17 protein-coding genes and 1 pseudogene are annotated in these 16,613 nt (G+C 63.4%); 8 read left to right on the top strand and 10 right to left on the bottom strand.

Annotated elements, in window-relative coordinates; all coding sequences use genetic code 11:
• Positions 1-77: 77 nt before the first annotated feature.
• Together M8445_RS12625 and M8445_RS12620 are read right to left on the bottom strand one after the other, a co-directional pair.
• A complete protein-coding gene (locus M8445_RS12625) occupies positions 78-827 on the bottom strand; it encodes an ABC transporter permease (RefSeq protein ID WP_273990909.1) in 750 nt (249 codons plus the stop codon).
• A 56-nt stretch (positions 828-883) separates the two neighbouring features.
• Positions 884-1,906: an ABC transporter ATP-binding protein gene (locus M8445_RS12620; RefSeq protein ID WP_273988143.1), complete on the bottom strand. Its 1,023-nt coding sequence runs from the start codon at positions 1,904-1,906 to the stop codon at positions 884-886.
• Positions 1,907-2,189: 283 nt separating this feature from the next.
• Between M8445_RS12620 and M8445_RS12615 the strand changes: the two genes are divergently transcribed.
• From M8445_RS12615 to M8445_RS12605, 3 genes are all read left to right on the top strand, one after another.
• Entirely contained in the window at positions 2,190-2,810 is a 621-nt protein-coding gene (locus M8445_RS12615) for a chromate transporter (RefSeq protein WP_273988141.1), read from the top strand.
• Complete coding sequence (locus M8445_RS12610; protein WP_273988140.1) at positions 2,807-3,334, top strand: chromate transporter; 528 nt, start codon at positions 2,807-2,809, stop codon at positions 3,332-3,334. The genes M8445_RS12615 and M8445_RS12610 overlap by 4 nt, the downstream gene beginning before the upstream one ends.
• A gap of 79 nt (positions 3,335-3,413) precedes the next feature.
• Positions 3,414-4,094: a spermidine synthase gene (locus tag M8445_RS12605; protein ID WP_273988139.1), complete on the top strand. Its 681-nt coding sequence runs from the start codon at positions 3,414-3,416 to the stop codon at positions 4,092-4,094.
• An 82-nt stretch (positions 4,095-4,176) separates the two neighbouring features.
• On the opposite strand, the gene M8445_RS12600 is transcribed toward M8445_RS12605, so the two are convergent.
• The 3 genes from M8445_RS12600 to aspS form a co-directional block, all read right to left on the bottom strand.
• Entirely contained in the window at positions 4,177-4,956 is a 780-nt protein-coding gene (locus M8445_RS12600) for an alpha/beta hydrolase family protein (RefSeq protein WP_273988137.1), read from the bottom strand.
• Positions 4,957-5,010: 54 nt separating this feature from the next.
• The gene (locus tag M8445_RS12595) at positions 5,011-5,661 is read right to left on the bottom strand and encodes a hypothetical protein (RefSeq protein ID WP_273988136.1); all 651 of its coding nucleotides are present in this window, start codon (positions 5,659-5,661) and stop codon (positions 5,011-5,013) included.
• A 140-nt stretch (positions 5,662-5,801) separates the two neighbouring features.
• Entirely contained in the window at positions 5,802-7,139 is a 1,338-nt protein-coding gene (gene aspS / locus M8445_RS12590; RefSeq protein ID WP_273988135.1) for an aspartate--tRNA(Asn) ligase, read from the bottom strand.
• 233 nt (positions 7,140-7,372) lie between these two features.
• On the opposite strand from aspS, the gene M8445_RS12585 reads away from it, so the two are divergent.
• The 4 genes from M8445_RS12585 to M8445_RS12570 all read left to right on the top strand — a co-directional run bounded on the left by M8445_RS12585 (position 7,373) and on the right by M8445_RS12570 (position 10,731).
• On the top strand, positions 7,373-7,924 hold the full coding sequence (locus M8445_RS12585; protein WP_273988134.1) for a TetR/AcrR family transcriptional regulator: 552 nt from the start codon (positions 7,373-7,375) through the stop codon (positions 7,922-7,924).
• Positions 7,912-9,186 (top strand): MFS transporter, encoded by a 1,275-nt coding sequence (locus M8445_RS12580; protein WP_273988133.1) that lies wholly within the window; start codon positions 7,912-7,914, stop codon positions 9,184-9,186. Before M8445_RS12585 ends, M8445_RS12580 begins: the two co-directional genes overlap by 13 nt.
• Positions 9,187-9,300: 114 nt before the next feature.
• Entirely contained in the window at positions 9,301-10,170 is an 870-nt protein-coding gene (locus M8445_RS12575; protein ID WP_273988132.1) for an HpcH/HpaI aldolase/citrate lyase family protein, read from the top strand.
• A 78-nt stretch (positions 10,171-10,248) separates the two neighbouring features.
• Positions 10,249-10,731, top strand: a complete 483-nt coding sequence (locus M8445_RS12570; RefSeq protein ID WP_273988131.1) for a MaoC family dehydratase — start codon at positions 10,249-10,251, stop codon at positions 10,729-10,731.
• A 9-nt stretch (positions 10,732-10,740) separates the two neighbouring features.
• On the opposite strand, the gene M8445_RS12565 is transcribed toward M8445_RS12570, so the two are convergent.
• Both M8445_RS12565 and M8445_RS12560 read right to left on the bottom strand, forming a co-directional pair.
• The gene (locus tag M8445_RS12565) at positions 10,741-11,478 is read right to left on the bottom strand and encodes an MBL fold metallo-hydrolase (RefSeq protein WP_273988129.1); all 738 of its coding nucleotides are present in this window, start codon (positions 11,476-11,478) and stop codon (positions 10,741-10,743) included.
• A 43-nt stretch (positions 11,479-11,521) separates the two neighbouring features.
• A pseudogene (locus M8445_RS12560) lies at positions 11,522-12,340 on the bottom strand (aldo/keto reductase); the annotation flags it as partial.
• Between the two features lie 196 nt (positions 12,341-12,536).
• Between M8445_RS12560 and M8445_RS12555 the strand changes: the two are divergent.
• Complete coding sequence (locus M8445_RS12555) at positions 12,537-13,178, top strand: hypothetical protein (protein ID WP_273988127.1); 642 nt, start codon at positions 12,537-12,539, stop codon at positions 13,176-13,178.
• Positions 13,179-13,344: 166 nt separating this feature from the next.
• On the opposite strand, the gene M8445_RS12550 is transcribed toward M8445_RS12555, so the two are convergent.
• From M8445_RS12550 to M8445_RS12540, 3 genes are read right to left on the bottom strand one after another with little or no spacing between them, the layout of a single operon-like run.
• Positions 13,345-13,611 (bottom strand): hypothetical protein, encoded by a 267-nt coding sequence (locus tag M8445_RS12550; RefSeq protein ID WP_273988125.1) that lies wholly within the window; start codon positions 13,609-13,611, stop codon positions 13,345-13,347.
• A 9-nt stretch (positions 13,612-13,620) separates the two neighbouring features.
• A complete protein-coding gene (locus M8445_RS12545; RefSeq protein WP_273988124.1) occupies positions 13,621-15,429 on the bottom strand; it encodes a hypothetical protein in 1,809 nt (602 codons plus the stop codon).
• Entirely contained in the window at positions 15,429-16,583 is a 1,155-nt protein-coding gene (locus M8445_RS12540) for a hypothetical protein (RefSeq protein ID WP_273988123.1), read from the bottom strand. The genes M8445_RS12545 and M8445_RS12540 overlap by 1 nt, the downstream gene beginning before the upstream one ends.
• Positions 16,584-16,613 lie beyond the last annotated feature (30 nt).

The following is a 16,613-nucleotide window of genomic DNA, read 5'->3' as shown; positions in this document are numbered from 1 at the left end:
GGCTGATGGTTGATAGTTGATGGTTGATGGAAGAGCGCACCAGCCTCTGTCAACCATCAACCGTTTACCATCAACCCTCATGCTCCCACCGCGCCATATTTCTTTAGGCCGGCGCGCCAGACGGCCAGCCGCAGGAACCAGAACACGACCAGCCAGCCCAGCATGACGAGCGCGCCGCGCAGGGCGTCCTCGGGTCCGGCCTTCCCCGCCAGGAGTTGCGCGGGCAGGCCCAGCATGTACGGGAACGGCGTCCAGACGGCCACGGCCTGCACCCAGGCGGGGTAGAAGTCCAGCGGGGCGAACATGCCGCCCAGCGCGGCGTACACCAGCCACGCGAGTTCCTGGAAACTGGTGCTGCTCTCGGTCCAGAAGGCCAGCAGGCCGATGGCGTACTCGTACAGGAAACGCGCCGTGAAGCCCAGCGCGGCGAGGCCCAGCGCGGCCGGGTACGCCCACCACTCGGTCGTGAAGCGCGCGCCGGACAGCAGCGCGAAGGCCGTGACCAGCACCAGCATGGGCGCGATCCTGACCAGCCGCTCGGCCACGTGCGACGCGTAGTGCGTCCACATGGGGTCCAGCGGGCGCAGGAGCTTGGCCGACAGGGTGCCCTGCCGGATCTCGAAGTCCAGTTCCCACGCGACCCACACGACCAGCAGTTGCGACACCAGCCAGGTGCTCAGGAAGTACGTGGCGAACCCGGCGGCGTCGTAGCCACGAATCTGCCCGCCGGGCGCGGCCTGCGCCTGCGCCATCCAGACCAGCATCATGACCAGCGACAGCGTGCCCGACAGCATCCAGATGACAACCTCGGCGCGGTACTCGGCCATCTCCGCGAAGCGCGTGACGAACAGCACCCGCGCGGTGTTCAGGGGGCCGGGGCGGCTCACGCGCTTTCCAGTGCGGGCGCGGGGGGCGTGCGGTGTCCGAACAGGTCAGCCATGACCGCCTCGATACTGGGGTCCTCGACGGTCAGGTCGGCCACGTCCAGGTCGGCCAGCAGCCGCGCGGCGCGTTCGCTGACCTCGGCGCGCGGCACGCTCAGCTGGGCGCTCAGGCCGTCCACGCTCACGTCCTGCCCGTACGCGGCGAGTGCCTGCGCGGTCACGGGGGACCGCAGTTGCAGCCGGATCGTCTTCCCCGCCCGCGCCTGCCCGGCGAGGCTGCCCAGGTCGCCGTCGAACACCAGCGCGCCCTGGTCGATCACCAGGATGCGACGGGCCAGGGCGGTCACGTCCGCCATGTAGTGACTCGTGAGGATCACGGTCGCGTCGTAACGCTCGTTGTAGTCGCGCACGAAGGCCCGCACGCTTTCCTGCATGTTCACGTCCAGCCCGATGGTCGGTTCGTCCAGAAACAGCACCTTCGGGCGGTGCAGCAGCGCGGCGGCCAGTTCGCACTTCATGCGTTCGCCCAGCGACAGCTTGCGCACCTGCTTTTTCAGGATGCCGTCCAGGCCCAGCACGTCCGTGAACTCGCGCATGGTCGCGCGGTACTGGTCATCCGGGATCTCGTAGATCGCCTGATTGACCAGAAAGGAATCCAGCGCGGGGAGGTCCCAGATCAGCTGCTGCTTCTGCCCCATGACCAGCGTGATCTGCCGCAGGAACGCCGCCTCGCGCCGCCGGGGTTCGAAGCCCGCCACGCGCGCCTCGCCGCCCGAGGGGTGCAGCAGCCCCGAGAGCATCTTGAGGGTGGTGGTCTTCCCCGCCCCGTTCGGCCCGAGGAACCCCACGACCTCGCCGGGGTGCAGGTCGAAGCTCACGCCGCGCACTGCCTCGACCTGCCGGGTCTTGCGGCTCACGAACGAGCGCAGGCTGCCCATGAAGCCGGGTTCCTTCTCGTGTACGGCGTAGGCCTTGCGCAGATCGCGAACGTGCACGGCGGCGTCCGGGGGTGAGGTGGTCATCGTGCCTCCCAGGATACGCCACGGGCGAATTTACGCGGGCAGAATCAGCCAGTTGGCGTAGTGGGGCGGCTCAGCAGGCACGTCAGGAGAAGGTTGCGTGCGTTGCGTGCACGGGTGTTCCCCCGCCAGTCACGCCCGCGCGGCAGGGCCGGGAGTAGCCTCGGGCCATGGTACGGATTCCGTCTGTTGCGTTCACACCCCGGCACGGCACCGGGGTGCCAACTCCACGCCCGGAATCCGCTTCTCTCCTGCTCGGGTTGAACGCTGTTCAACCGGAGTTCAGATGAGTGCCCCCGCCGCCCCGCCGCCCGCCCCGCCGGAGGACGCACCCCACCACCCACCGGCGCCGGTTCCGGTCACGCCCACGCACTCGGACCTGCTGCGGGTGTTTGCGGGCGTGGCGATGGTGGGCATCGGCGGCGGCCTGCCCGCCCACATGCGCCGCGCCGCGCTGGGACGCGCCTGGATGACCGAACTGGACTTCGCGGAGACGTACACGCTGGCGCAACTGACGCCCGGCCCGAACGCTGTGAATCTGGCCGCCATGATCGGCGCGCGCCTGCGCGGCTGGACCGGCGCGCTCTGGGCGGTCGTGGGCGTGCTGACGCCCGGACTGATCGCCATGCTGGCCGTCACGGTCGTCACGCTCGGCCTGCCCGGCGGGCTGCCCGCCCCCCTACAGAGTGCGCTGCGTGGCGCGGCCTGCGCGGCCCTGGCGGTCATGCTCACGGCGGCCCTGCCGGTCCTGCGGGTCGTGGGCGGCCTGCGCGGCGGGTGGGTGCTGGCCCTGGTGACCTTCGCCGGGATCGGCCTGCTGCGCCTGGACCTGCTGCCGGTCCTGGCCGTCGTGGTGGGCGCGGGCCTGATCCTGCACCGTCCCCGCCCGGAACCGGAGCGGCCATGACGGACGCCGGAGCGAACTGGCTGGACATCCTGCTGACCTTCACGCGGCTGGGCCTGATCAGTTTCGGCGGCGCGAACCTCGCCGAGATCGAACGGGTGCTGGTCGGGCAGCGGCACTGGATCACGCCCGACACGCTGGCCAGCGGGTTCGCGCTGGGGCAGGTCATGCCGGGACCGAACATGCTGGCCATGACCCACTACGGCTTCGCGGCTGGCGGGTGGGCCGGGGCGGCCGCCGCCACGCTGGGCTTCTACGGCCCGACCGCCCTGCTGAGCGCCGCCGCCGCCCTCGCCTGGAGGCGACTGCTGGGCTGGAAGTGGCTGCCCACCATCCGCAGTGCCCTGCTGCCGTTCGGTGGGGGCGTACTGCTGGCCGGGGTGCTGGTCCTGGCGCGCGGCAGCGTGCAAAACGTGGCAGGGGCCGTCATCGCCGCCGCCGCGTTCGCGCTGCTGACCCGCACGCGCGTGAACCCCGCGCTGGTCGTGATCGGTGCGGCCGCGCTGGGCGCCCTGATCGGGTTGTAGGCGGGGCAGGCGGGTACACTGGCCGGATGCCGTTTGTCTGCCCCCGCCTCCCCCTTCCTTCCCTCCGCCCGGTGCGCGCTTGAAAGCCTGGGTGCCGCTGGGTTCCGCGCCGATTCCCGGCAGTCCCGATCAGCTGGAACTGTGGCAGCGTGAGAACGAGTTCAGCATCCGCATCAGCGGGTACGTGAGCGAACTCATGAACAGCCGCCAGCACGCCAGCGAGGAGGCCCTGGCCGAGTACGCCGTGCCGCAGGTGGCGGGCCGCGCCGCCGCGCACGTCCTGGTGGGCGGTCTGGGCATGGGCTTCACGCTGGCCGCCGCGCTGCGCAGCGCCGGGCCGGACGGGACCGTCACCGTCGCGGAACTCGTGGGGGCCGTCGTGGACTGGAACCGTGGTCCGCTCGCACAGGCCGCCGGGTACCCCCTGACCGACCCGCGCACCCGCGTGCACGTGGGCGACGTGGCCGACCTGATCCGCGCCTCGCGGCGGACCTTCGACGCGATCCTGCTGGATGTGGACAACGGCCCGGAAGGCATGACCCAGCACGGCAACGACTGGCTGTACTCCCCGCGCGGTCTGGCCGCCATCCGCGCCGCCCTGACGCCCGGCGGTCTGCTGGCCGTCTGGAGCGTGGAGGCCGTGCCGCGCTTCACGGCCGCGCTGGAGAGGGCCGGGTACCACACCGAGGTCCGCCGCGCCCGCGCCCGCGAGGGCCGGGGCGCGTGGCACACCATCTGGGTCGCCCGCTCGGACGGGTAGGCAGTGGCGGGTCGGGAGTGAGAAGTGGGCGGGAACGGCCCCTGCCTTCCCCGCTCCACACGCACCGCATCCCGCCTCTCCTTCACTCCCCGGTGAGGAAGCGCGCCGTTTCGCGGTACAGCAGGTCCACCTGTTCAAGCGAGTCGAAGGTGTGGCCCGCACCGGGAATGGCGACGGCCTCGCAGCGCAGGGCCTGGGCGTAGCGCACGCCATATTCGGGGGGGCAGGTCTGGTCGGCGTCTCCGTGGAAGACGCGGGCCTCGCCCTGCCACCCGGCAGCGGCTTCCAGGGGGCGCAGGCGGGTCATTTCCTGCAGGAAGTCGCGGCCCAGCGGCCAGCCGCCGTAATCCGTGACGGTGGCGGGCAGGAAGCCGCCGCGCAGGAACGGCAACCACAGTTCCGGCAGGGCGGGGGCCCACAGCGCGAGGCGGTGCGGGCGCACCAGGGGCGCGCTGAGCGCGGCGACCAGCCCGCCCATGCTGAAGCCCAGCAGCATGGTGCGTTCCGGGTCGATGCCCGACTGGCGGCGCAGGTACTCGAAGGCGGCCTGCGTGTCCTGCACCTCGCGGGTGACGGTCATCTCGCTGAAATCGCCGTGGCTCTCGCCGCTGCCACGGAAATCAAAGCGGAGGCTGGCGATGCCCCTGGCCGCCAGGAACCGTGACAGCAGCGGCAGCAGGCGGTGATCGCCGCCACGGTTACCGGTGAAGCCGTGCAGGATGACCACGCTGGGCCAGCCCTGCGCGGGCGCGTCGCCGGTGGGGCGGTGCAGCAGGCCGTACATGCGCTGCCCGTCCACGCTGAACTGCGCGAATTCCTCGTTCAGGGCCTGTTCGTTGCTGCCTCGGGTGGGGTCGGTCATGCCGGGAATGGTAGCCCAGGTGCGCCGGGGCCGGTAAGGGCCAGCGGGAGTGGGTCAGCGGGTGTACTTCGTCAGGACCATGCTGTGCTGCGCGGATGGGATGGTCTGCTTGACGAGGCCGACGCCGCGCACGTACCACGCGGTGCTGGTGGTCTCGCCGCCCATCAGTTTGTTCAGGTCCATGCCGGGCGGCAGGTCCGTCCCGGCGGGTGGGGTCATGGTGGTGGTCGTGGTCGTCTCGACCCGCAGCGCCGTGAAGGTCCCGGCGGGCGTGGTGACTTTCTCCTGCGCGGCGATGCGGCTGCGGCTGCGGCTCTGCATATTCATGCCGCCGCTGGCCTGCAGCTTCCCGTCGCTGGTCCAGGCATACCCGACCTTCCAGGCGGATGTGGGCGGGTAGAACCCGGAATCCAGTCGCAGGTCGCCCTTGCCGGAGCCGATGTTGGCGGTCATGCCCTTGCCGGTGCAGGTCCAGGTGCTGGTGGTCGTCTGGCCGCCCATGGTGGTCTGCACGGTCACGGCGTTGCCTTTCACCTGGGCGCGGGACGTGAAGGTGCTGCTCTGGGCCTGCGTGGTCAGGCGGTACGTGCGGGTGCCGGGCGGCATGAACCCGGCGGGGTCGCAGGCGGCCAGTGCGTGCGTGCTGGCGCTTCCCAGCAGGGCGGCAGTCAGGATCAGGGCGGGTCGGACGGCAGGTGCGCGCATGGTGGTTCCTCCGGGGCCGGGGGGGCTGGGGTGTGCATCCAGCGTACACCCGCCCAACAATGGAAAACAGGCCCACCCGTCACGGGGCGAGCCTGTCCATCAGCCATCAACCATCATCTATCAACCATCACCCACGCCCCTCAGGGCGTCAGCCGGTGGCGGTCGCGGGGGAAGGCGCGGGCGTAGCGGACGTTGCTGATGCCCAGCAGTTTGGCGGTCAGGCGTTCGGCGCCGATGGCGAAGCCGCCGTGGGGGGGCATGCCGTACTTGAAGACCTCGGTGTAGCCCGAAAGCGACTCGGGGTTGAGTTTGTACGCGGCGATGGACTCCATCAGCATGGCGTGGTCGTGGATGCGCTGGCCGCCCGACGTGATCTCGATGCCGCGGAACAGCAGGTCGAAGCCGCGCGTGATCTCGCTGCTGAGGCTGCCGTCGGGGTTGCTGTCCGGGTGCGCGTAGAAGGGCCGGGCGGCGCGGGGGTACTTGGTGACGAACACGAAGTCGCTGCCCTCTGTTTCCGCGTAGTGCTGGCACAGCAGGCGCTCGGCTTCCGGGTCGAGGTCCTTGCCGCCCACCGAATGCCCGTACTTCTCGGTCACGAGGGCGCGGGCGTCGAACAGGCTGATGCGCGGAATGTGCGCGGGCACGTCGGGAATGGTCGCGCCCAGCAGGTCGAACTCGGCCTGCGAGGTGGCGTGCAGGCGGGTCATGATGCTCGCCAGCAGGCGGTTCTCCAGGCTCATGACGTCTTCCTCGTCCTCGATGAAGCCCATCTCGACGTCCAGGCTCAGGTACTCGTTCAGGTGGCGGCTGGTGGCGTGCTCCTCGGCGCGGTAGACGGGCGCGACCTCGAACACGCGCTCGAAGACGCCGACCATGATCTGCTTGTACAGCTGCGGGCTCTGCGCGAGGTACGCGGGGTGCCCGAAGTAGTCGATGGGGAACAGGTTCGCGCCGCCCTCCGCGCCCGCCGAGACGATCTTGGGCGTGCTGATCTCGGTGAAACCCTCGGTCATCAGGTGATCCCGGAACGCCGCGACGAGTTCAGCCTGCACCTTCAGCGCGGCGCGTTCCTTCAGGCCGCGCACGGTCACCACGCGGTAGTCCAGCATGGTTTCCGGGTTGACGTTCCATTCCATCTTGGGAATCTCGACCGGGCTGGCCTCCACGGCGGCGCTGATCACGCGGAACTCACTGATCTGCACCTCGAACCCGCCGGGCGCCTTGGGGTGCGCCTTGACGGTGCCCGTGACCTCCACGCTGCTCTCCGCGAGCGGCAGGTTCAGGCCCTTACCGACGCACTGCGTGACGCCGCTCACGTCGCGCAGCACCACGAACTGCACGCCGCCCAGGTCGCGGCGGGCGTGCACGAAGCCCTGCAGGCGCACGGTCTGACCGTCGTGGTGGTTCAGGTCGCGGGTGAGGGTGCGGGGCAGGCGTTGCTGGGCGGCTTCCGGGGTGTGCGCTTCGGTGGTCATGGGCTCTCGTCTCCTTGTTCATGAAGAAGCCCCCGACTCCGTGGTGGGGTCGGGGGCGCGGTATGCGGCGTGACGTCCCCTAGCAGGGATCATCATTCACGTTGTTGTTACTCGCCGCGTTCATGCCGGGAAGTGTACGCGCCGCGCCCTCACCGGGTCAATGCCGGAAACTAGGCAGGCGCGCCAGGAACGCCACTCATCTTTACCGACCGTCTGGACGGTATGTTGGCAGCATGCCAAGAGCCCGCCAACCGGAACTGACCCGCGCCGCCCTGCTGGCCGCCGCCTCCACCGTGCTGCGCGAGCAGGGCGCGTCCCTGTCGCTGGACGCCGTGGCCCGCGCCGCCGGGATCAGCAAGGGCGGCCTGCTGCACCACTACCCCACCCGCGACGCCCTGCTGCGTGCGCTGGGCGCTGCCCTGATCGACGACTTCCGCCAGCGGCTGACCACCGCGCACGCCGCCGAACTCGCCGCGCACGGCCCGGCACGCGGCGCGTGGCTGCGCGCGTACATCGCCCTGACCTTCACCCCGGACGAGGACGGGCAGGCGCTGCACGCGGCCCTCGCGCCACTGGCCGGGCACCCGGCGCTGCTGGCCGGCCTGAGCGAGGCCCAGGCGTTCCTGCTGACCGAACCCGAACACGACGGTCTGCCCGCCGGGACCGCGCACGCCATCCGCCTCGCCTGCGACGGGTACTGGATGGGCGACCTGACCGGCCTGCCCCGCCTGAACGACACGCAGGTCCACGCGCTGCGGGAGACGCTGACCGCATGGACCCGCTGAACCCCGCCGCGCCGGACCCCCAGGCCGCCTACGATCCCGGCCCCGGCTGGCAGCGCCGCTACTGGAGCATCTTTACCGGGCAGGCCCTGTCCCTGATCGGCTCGGCCATGACGCAGTTCGTGCTGCTGTGGTGGATCACCGACACGACCGGCAGCGCCGCCGCGCTGGGCATCGCGGGCGTCGCGGCCCTGCTGCCGCAGGCGCTGCTGTCCCCGCTGGGCGGCATCTTCGCGGACCGCTACAGCCGCCGCGCGATCATGATCACCGCCGACGTGGTCAGCGCCGCGTGCATGCTGGTCCTGATCAGCCTGTTCGCCAGCGGCACGGTCGAACTGTGGCACGTGTACACCATGATGTTCATCCGCTCGGCCATGCAGGCCTTCCAGACACCGGCGGCCGGCGCGAGCAGCGCCATGCTGGTCCCCGCCTCGTTCCTGCCGCGCGCCGCCGGACTGAACCAGTCCCTTCAGGGGATCATGACCGTCGCGGCCGCCCCGCTGGGAGCGCTGGCGATCAGCGTGCTGCCGCTGGGCGCGGCCCTGAGCATCGACGTGGTCACGGCCCTGCTGGGTGTCGCGCCGCTGCTGGTGTACGCAGTGCCGCAGCGGCGGCTGGCGCGGGAGGACCGCACGGGCGTCCTGACCGAGTTCCGCGCGGGCGTCCGCGTGGTCTGGGGGCATCCGGGCCTGCGGCGGCTGTACCTGCTGCTGGGCGCGGTGGTCCTGGCCGTCATGCCCACCTTCACGCTGACGCCGCTGCTCGTCAAGGAGCACTTCGGGGGCGGGGCGGCGCAGGTCGCGCTGATGGAGGGCCTGTCCGGGCTGGGCATGATCGCGGGCGGGGTGCTGATCGCGGCCCTCAACCCGCGCCGGCAGGTCGTGACGGTCCTCGTGGCGTTCGCCGTGTCGTGCGTGACGGTCGCCCTGACAGCCCTGGCCCCGGCAGGGGCGTTCTGGCTGGCGATCACGTGGTGGGTCGTGAGCGGCGCGGCTTTCACGTTCGGGAACGCGCCCATGACGGCGCTGCTTCAGCGGGTCATTCCGAACGAGTTGCAGGGCCGCGCGCTGTCGCTGCTGAACATGGTCATGGGTCTGGCCGGTCCGGCCGGTCTGGCCCTCGCCGCGCCTCTGGGCGAGTGGATCGGCGTGCGCGGCGTCTTCATCGTGGGCGGCGTCCTGAGTGGACTGGCCGCCCTGGCGGGCTTCCTCTCCCCGGCGCTGCTGCGACTGGACGAACCGGACCCGGCCGGGCGGGCCGGGTAGGCTGTCCGGCCCTCCGGCGCGGCTCGCCGGGAGCGGGTCCAGCCGCTATCCTCGGGGCATGTCAACGAACGTTCGTTTGTTCTCCTGCAAGCTGCTCCGCCAGGGGTGGCCCGCGTGAGCGCCCCCCGACTGGCCCGCCCGCGCAGCCTGCTGTTCGCGCCGGGCAACCGCGCCGACCTGATCGCCAAACTGCCGCGCGCGCAGCCGGACGCCGTGGTGATCGACCTGGAAGACGCCATTCCCGGCAACCCGGAAGCGAAGGCCGCCGCCCGCCCGGTCGCGCAGGACGCCGCGCGGGACCTGATGACGGCCGCGCCGCACCTGCCGGTGTTCCTGCGCGTGAACGCCCCGCACTCGCCGTACTTCGCAGGCGACCTGAACGTCCTCACGCCAGAACTGGCCGGGGTGGTCATCCCGAAACTGGAGAGCGCCGCCGACGTGCGCCTCGTCGTGAATGCGCTGGCCACGCACGGCCTGAACCTGCCGATCCTGGCGGGCCTGGAAACCGGGGCCGGCGTGTGGAACGCCCACGAGATCCTGCGTGAAGACGCCGTGCGCTGGGCCTACTTCGGCGCGGAGGACTACACGACCGACCTGGGTGGGCGGCGCACCCCCGGCGGGCTGGAAGTGCTGTACGCCCGCTCGCAGGTGGCGCTGGCCGCCCGCCTGACCGGCGTGCCCGCGCTGGATATCGTCGTGACCGCCCTTAACGACCCGGACCGCTTCCGCGAGGACGGGGCGCTGGGCCGCGCCCTCGGGTACGCCGGGAAGCTCTGCATCCACCCGGCGCAGGTTGCACTGGCCCACGACCTCTTCGGCGCGACCGACGCCGAGAAGACCCGCGCCCACGCCCTGCTCGCCGCCGCCCACGATGCCGCCGCGCAGGGGCACGGAGCCTTCAGCTTCGAGGGCCAGATGGTCGATGAACCCATGCTGGCCGCCGCGCGCGCCATCCTCGCGCAGGAGGTCGGCAGTGATGAGTAGGCCAGTGATGCGTGGGCCGTGGAAACACCACGATCCACTCCCCACTTCCTGCTCCCCACTGACCACCGGAGGCACCCCATGAATGAGGACCTGAACCGCCCGCAGGGGCGTTACCTGGAGGAGCTGACGCCCGGCACCCTCATCCGGCACCGCGTGACGCGCACCGTGACCGAGGCCGACAACGTGTTCTTCACGACCATGACCATGAATCCGCAGCCGCTGCACCTGGATCACGAGTACGCGGCCGGAACCGAGTTCGGGCGACCGCTGGTAAACAGCTTGCTCACCCTGAGCCTGCTGGTGGGCCTCAGCGTGCATGAGTTGACGCTGGGCACGCTGGTGGCGAACCTGGGCCTGACGGACGTGACCTTCCCGAAACCCGTGTTTCACGGGGACACCATTCACGCCGAGTCCGAGGTGCTGGAGGTCCGTGAGAGCCGCAGCCGCCCCGACGCGGGCATCGTGACCGTGGAGCACCGTGCGATCAACCAGCGGGGCGAGATCGTGGCACGGTGCAAACGCACCGCGCTGATGCAGCGGCAACCTGCCGGGACGGGGTAAGGGCCGGGGTCAGCTGTCCAGGCTGGCGGCCAGGGCGCGCAGTTGCCCTCCGGCGTCGTCGCTGACCACGCCGCCGTGGTACGTGACGATGGTCTGCACGTCCTCCTGCGCGAGCCGGCGGACGGAGTCGTGCGCGCCGGGCAGGTCGGGCGTGGCGCGGGAGAGGGGGCCGTGCAGCGCGCCGTCCTGTGAGGTCAGCGCGTCGCCGCTGATCAGGATGTTCCCGCCGGGAACGAGCAGGCTCAGGTGGCCGGGGGTGTGGCCGGGCGTGGCGATCACGCGGACCTGACCGGGCAGCAGGTCGCCGTCCCGCAGGGCGCGGCTGACGGGCACACGGACGGGTTCGCGGGTCAGCATGGCGCGCATGACGGGGTTCAGATCCGGGTCGGCCAGCATCGCCTGCGCCTGCTCGGGGCTGGGAAGTTTCTGGGCACGCCGTTCGCCCGTGACGTACGGCACCTCGGGTTCCAGTGCCCAGACTTCCGCGCCGGTGGCGTGCACGACGGCTTCCAGGCTGCCGATGTGGTCGAGGTCGTGGTGCGTGACGATCACTCGCCGCACCTGCCCGAGCGTGAAGTCGGCGGCGTGCAGTTCGCCGATGATGGCGTCCAGCATGCCGGGCAGCCCGGTGTCCACCAGAGTCAGGATATGGTCCGGGCCGACCAGCGCGACCGGGTGGATGACGCTGGGCGTGCCCATCAGGGTGGCGGGGAGTTCCAAGATGATCACGTCACCGAGTCGTTTCATGCTCGCAGCGTACCGCGCGTCCGGAACCCCCCGGAGCTGGGCGTTACTCGGCGGGGAGGTACCAGTTGCGGTCCCAGCGGTGCGCGTAGAGTTTGCGTACCTGTTCGGCCGGGAGGCCCTGGCCGTCCGCGAGGGCGGCGTTGCGTTCCACGTTACGCACCGAGCGCATCCCGACGATCACGGTGGACACAGCCGGGTGGCTGAGGACGAAGCGCAGGCTGGTCTCGGCGAGCTGGTCGGTGCGCAGGCCGAGGTCCTGTTCGATGGCGCGCAGGCGGGGTTGCAGTTCGGTCAGGCGGTTGCCGCCGAAGTACCCGTTGCGCCAGTCGCCTTCCGGGAAGGTGGTGTTTTCGGTCAGGGTGCCGGTCAGGCTACCCTCGTCGAGGGCCACGCGGACGATCACGCCGACGCCGTGGGCGTGGCAGGCGTCGAGCAGGCGGTCCTGGGGGGACTGGTCGAACACGTTGTAGATGACCTGCACGCTGTCCACCGCTCCGGCCTCGACGGCGGCCACGGCGTTGTGAGGCTGGTGGTCGTTGACGCTGATGCCGAAGGCGCGGACCTTGCCGTCGCGCTTGAGCTGCGTCACGGCGTCCTGCCAGTCGCCCTGGCCCAGCCAGGAGTCGTTCCAGACGTGAAGTTGCTGCACGTCGATGGTGTCCAGGCCCAGGCGGGCGAGGCTCTCTTCGGTCATGCGGATCACGTACTCGCCGGGGTAGGCCTGATCGGCGGTGGTGGCGGGCGCGGCGGGCCACTGCCCGTTCAGGGGACTGATCTTGGTGGCGATGAGGGTGCCCGGGTGTTCGCGGGCGACCTGTCCGACGAGGCGTTCGCTGTGGCCGTCACCGTAACCCATGGCCGTATCAGCAAAGTTTGGATAGTAGCACTAGCCTGATGCGCTGGTATCTCAGCAGCCGTACCACCTGACCTACTCGATAGCCAGCCCTCACCCCTGCCGGTATGGGTGGGGGTCTTTTTTGTCTCTACTAACATAGATTCACTCACACTCACTTGTCTTCCCGCTATAGCCGTACTAGTCTGAGTGCCGAGGTATTTCTATGACTAAAAAAAGCAGCAAGCCATCAATCACTAAGCTAACCGATATCCTGAGCGCTTATGACGGTGATATGAGTCAACTGACAGCTAAAGCACTCAGCAATGCTATTAAAAAAGCTATCGGAGAAAAGCATATTGCTTACACCACAATGCTTCCCCTGACTGCACCTGAAACTAAATTTGTCTTAGATGGCGAAAAGAAAGAAGTTAAAATCGGAATGCCAATTACCAAAGATGGCAAAGCCGACAAAGGCTTTCAGGCTTATGGAAATGACTATGTTATTCTCGATGATGATGCTTTTGAAGAATGGTTCAGCAGTTACATCACCAGCCTGAATAGCAAATCCACACAAGCTAAAGCCGGTGTGACAGCAGAAGATATTATGAACATGACGGATGAACAGCGAGAAGCGCACATCATGGCGTTCTTAGGCACTGGCACTTCATCCGCATCGAAACCCAAACTTACAAATGCCAAATGGACTAAACTCAAAAAAGAAGTAAGAAACCATATTGCTGATGGCAACTTGGAAGAAGCAGAAAAAGCAATGAAGACGTATAACCCGACAGGTGAGCAGTACAAAGAAGCTAAATCAGAACTGCAAGCCGAACTAGATGCTGCCAGAGAAGAAGAAACCAACTAAGCCAGCACAAACGAAAGATGCCCCTAGATTTCTCTAGGGGTAATTTCATGTCTTATGACAAGTGAGGTTGTGTAAGGCGATATACGGGTCAGCAGATTTCGATACGATACATTACACACCAATCTTCCTGTTAGTGGCTTATCGTCGATATGGTGCGCTTCTAGGGCTATTTAGCTTTTGACTTACTAGCAGATTCAGACATGCTATTCATCATTATCTCTATGTGCATCAATGCTAGCTTAGTTCCCGCATCTGACTCTGATGCATCTACTACCAACGCATCAGCATTATCAAAAGATGCCATCCAAGCATAGGCAGTGGCATACACCCAACTGCGCTTCTGTTCGTCAGTCCAGTCATTGAACCGGCTATCAGCTTCTTTCTTGATTTCTTTAAGTGTTGAGTCTAATTTCTCTTTATCTAAAATGTTCATATGTTCTCCTTAAATGTTTGCGTTGAGTCGATTCTCAAGTAACGCACTCGCTAGGCTTACTCGCTTAGCTAGTGATATCCTTGCTATTCCCGTTGATGTGTCAATGCTAATTTTGTTTAGCTTCTCTGATATCCCAACACCCTCTTCTAGACCATGCATGATGACAGTCTGACCAAATGCCATATCTAACCAGTCGGCAGATAGCAGGGTGTCAAAGTCGATAGGGCTAGCCGGGTAGCAGTGTTCATCATATATGCTACTCGCCCACAGAGTCAGAGTGTATATATCTTTGATGCTGTTTGAGGATACAACTTTCTCTTTCAGTCTTCCCAGATAGTTAGGTCTTTCAGCATCCGGCCTTAGCACTATCTCTATTGAATTGTTATAGGAATACTGGTTATGGCTGTGCGAATAGTTACATCTAGCAGTGAGGACATTGTAAACATCAGCAAAGTCTTTCAGATATTCAACATTGAACACATCACTACCATCAGTAAACTTCACAACTTGTTGCAGCTGGTCATACTTGACAATTTCATAACTTATCACACCTAGCTTACTTTCCTTATATCGCAGACTTACTCCACCTTCTATGTTCAGCAAGTCAGAGATAATTGACCATCTATCAGAATCGCTGTAAGAAAGCTTTGTGACATAGGCATTAGCAGGCGCACTATCTTCATGCATTGAAAAAGCTATCGAATCAGAAGACTCATTGATAAAATCAACAATGCTAGATTCAGAATCTTTACCAATTAGCGCTGAGGTTATGGTAGTCCCTTGACTTACACAGATAGCACCTCTGGCATTTAGCTTGGATACATCGAACAGAGATTTGGGGAAAGACATACCTTCAAATGATGTGATTTTTCTCTGACCATTGAAGTTGATGACTATTGTTCTATCAACAATGTATTCAGATTCCAGTGTTTTGAAATCGTAATAGCATTCAACCTCACCCCGTGCGGCTGCATACAGACCCGATACCTCACGATTGTTGAAATTGAATACAGGAAGAGAATGCTGGTACATCTGAGAAATCTTACCCTCGTAGTCAATCACAGCCGCAAATACGTAGCCGTCTAGCGGTTCTCCAGTAGTTTCTGAAATGCTGTAAACCGCATCAAATAGTATCCCCTGTGGGTATGGCGGTTCATCGCTGCAAATCGGAAGGACACTCAAAGCACCAATGCCATTTGACTTGACCATGTAAGAATAGTTATCTTTCGGGTTTTCAGCAAAATACCTATTATAGACAAAGTTCTTAGCTAATTCACCGCTGCCCATCGATACACCGTTAGAATCTTCTTTTAATCCATAGTCAGAGATGCTAGGCAACTTATCCGTAGCGGGTGACAGTAGGATACTTCTCGCATACCAGTAGCCCAATCCATTAGCTTTGTTCCAATATGGATACTGCACCAAGTCATAATGGTCAGCCACATCTACACCCGTGCTAGGCGGGATGTATTCAGACTGGATATTCGTTATTTCATATTTGCCTTCTATGATGCTGTCCTGCAATAGCTGTAGCACTTCACGGCATTCAATCTTAGTCAGTCCAATATCCGAACTGTCATAGCTTGTAATTATTCCATGCATGTATGGCTTGCCATCGGCATAAACCATCACATGTTTCATACCGGCCTGATGCGTGATGGCTTGCTTGAACTTGGCTTGTCCTAACGCAACAGCAAAGCTAAAGCTACCTATGCCATTCAGACTCTTCTCAATAGTCAGACCAAAAGCATTGCTGAATGCCTTATTGCTTTCCTTTGAGTAGGTGACTGGATTAATCAAAAATAATTCAAAATTCATTAGTAATACCTCTTATGCCATGCAATCATAAATTGGCTGTTTCCAGATGCGCTGAATGTGTTTACACCAGTTTCAAGATATGGCAGTAGTGTCGAGAATCCAGATAGATATTCAACGGTTATCAAATCATTGGCTGGGAATGTTTCTACAGAAGCATCAATGCCATTCAGCACTAGCTTCCCTTGATTCTGGGTACTCGATACCCCGAACCTGTTTACTGATGCCGTGCTATGTCCACTGGCATTGATTATCAAGCTAGCAGGTGCGGGCGCAGAACCTAGATTTACTATCTGCTGACCGTTAGCAACAGCTCTTGCCTCAATAATGCTAGATGCACTAGACAAAGCTATTACCTCAGCAGAGTAATTACCCAGCGGTATGAAGTCTAATTCAAGTTCCCAAAGCTTGCCGGAACTAGCATTCATAGTGTAAGTAGGCTTAGCAGATAAGTCGCTTACAACCTTCCTAAAGCCATCAATATGCAATGCAACATATGAATCAGAGAAGCTTATACCAAATACATTACTACTCTTAACCGGACTCGACAGAGTAGCTATTACCACTCCATTAGCCTTTAGCGTGGCAACTGCATATGCAGCACTCTTACTAACTTCAATGGCATATATACCAACAGTAAGCGCCGTCTGTGCTGTTGCTGTAAGGGTAGTGGGTGAGAATAGAATTGCTGAGGGCTGTGATGCATGACCATCCTCAAATATATTCCCGCTTGAGTCTATGAACTGACTATCTAATTTTACATATCCCTTGCTAACAGGAATACCATTAACAGCAGACGATTCTAGGCAGTCGAAATTAAGCGATATGGGGAGAACATACCCACCATTCTTAGCTTTGTGCGCTAAATCCGAGTCTGACCAAGATACTAACCAATAGACATTTGGCCTATGTCCTATTACTAGTTTCAGTTCATTCTCGTTTAATGCATTCAATAACCTGTCTTTCTCTAGTTCTAGTTCAGCAAAGGATGTGCAGATTAGGTATCCAGACAAGCTAATAGAAACTGATTGCTTAGCGTGGCCCACAGCCTTTCTCTTTATCCCGTTCTGAATCGTTCTGACATTTGTTCTATCGATATTGAATTCAGTTATCACGAGTCTGTCTGATGAATATTTACCTATAATTGCACTGTCCATTTATCTCCTAATAAAATTAAGGAAGGCTAT

The organism is Deinococcus aquaticus (genome assembly GCF_028622095.1).
Classification (GTDB): Bacteria; Deinococcota; Deinococci; order Deinococcales; family Deinococcaceae; genus Deinococcus; species Deinococcus aquaticus.
The sequence above is the reverse complement of the archived record's forward strand: the minus strand, read 5'-3'. Positions and strand labels throughout refer to the sequence as shown.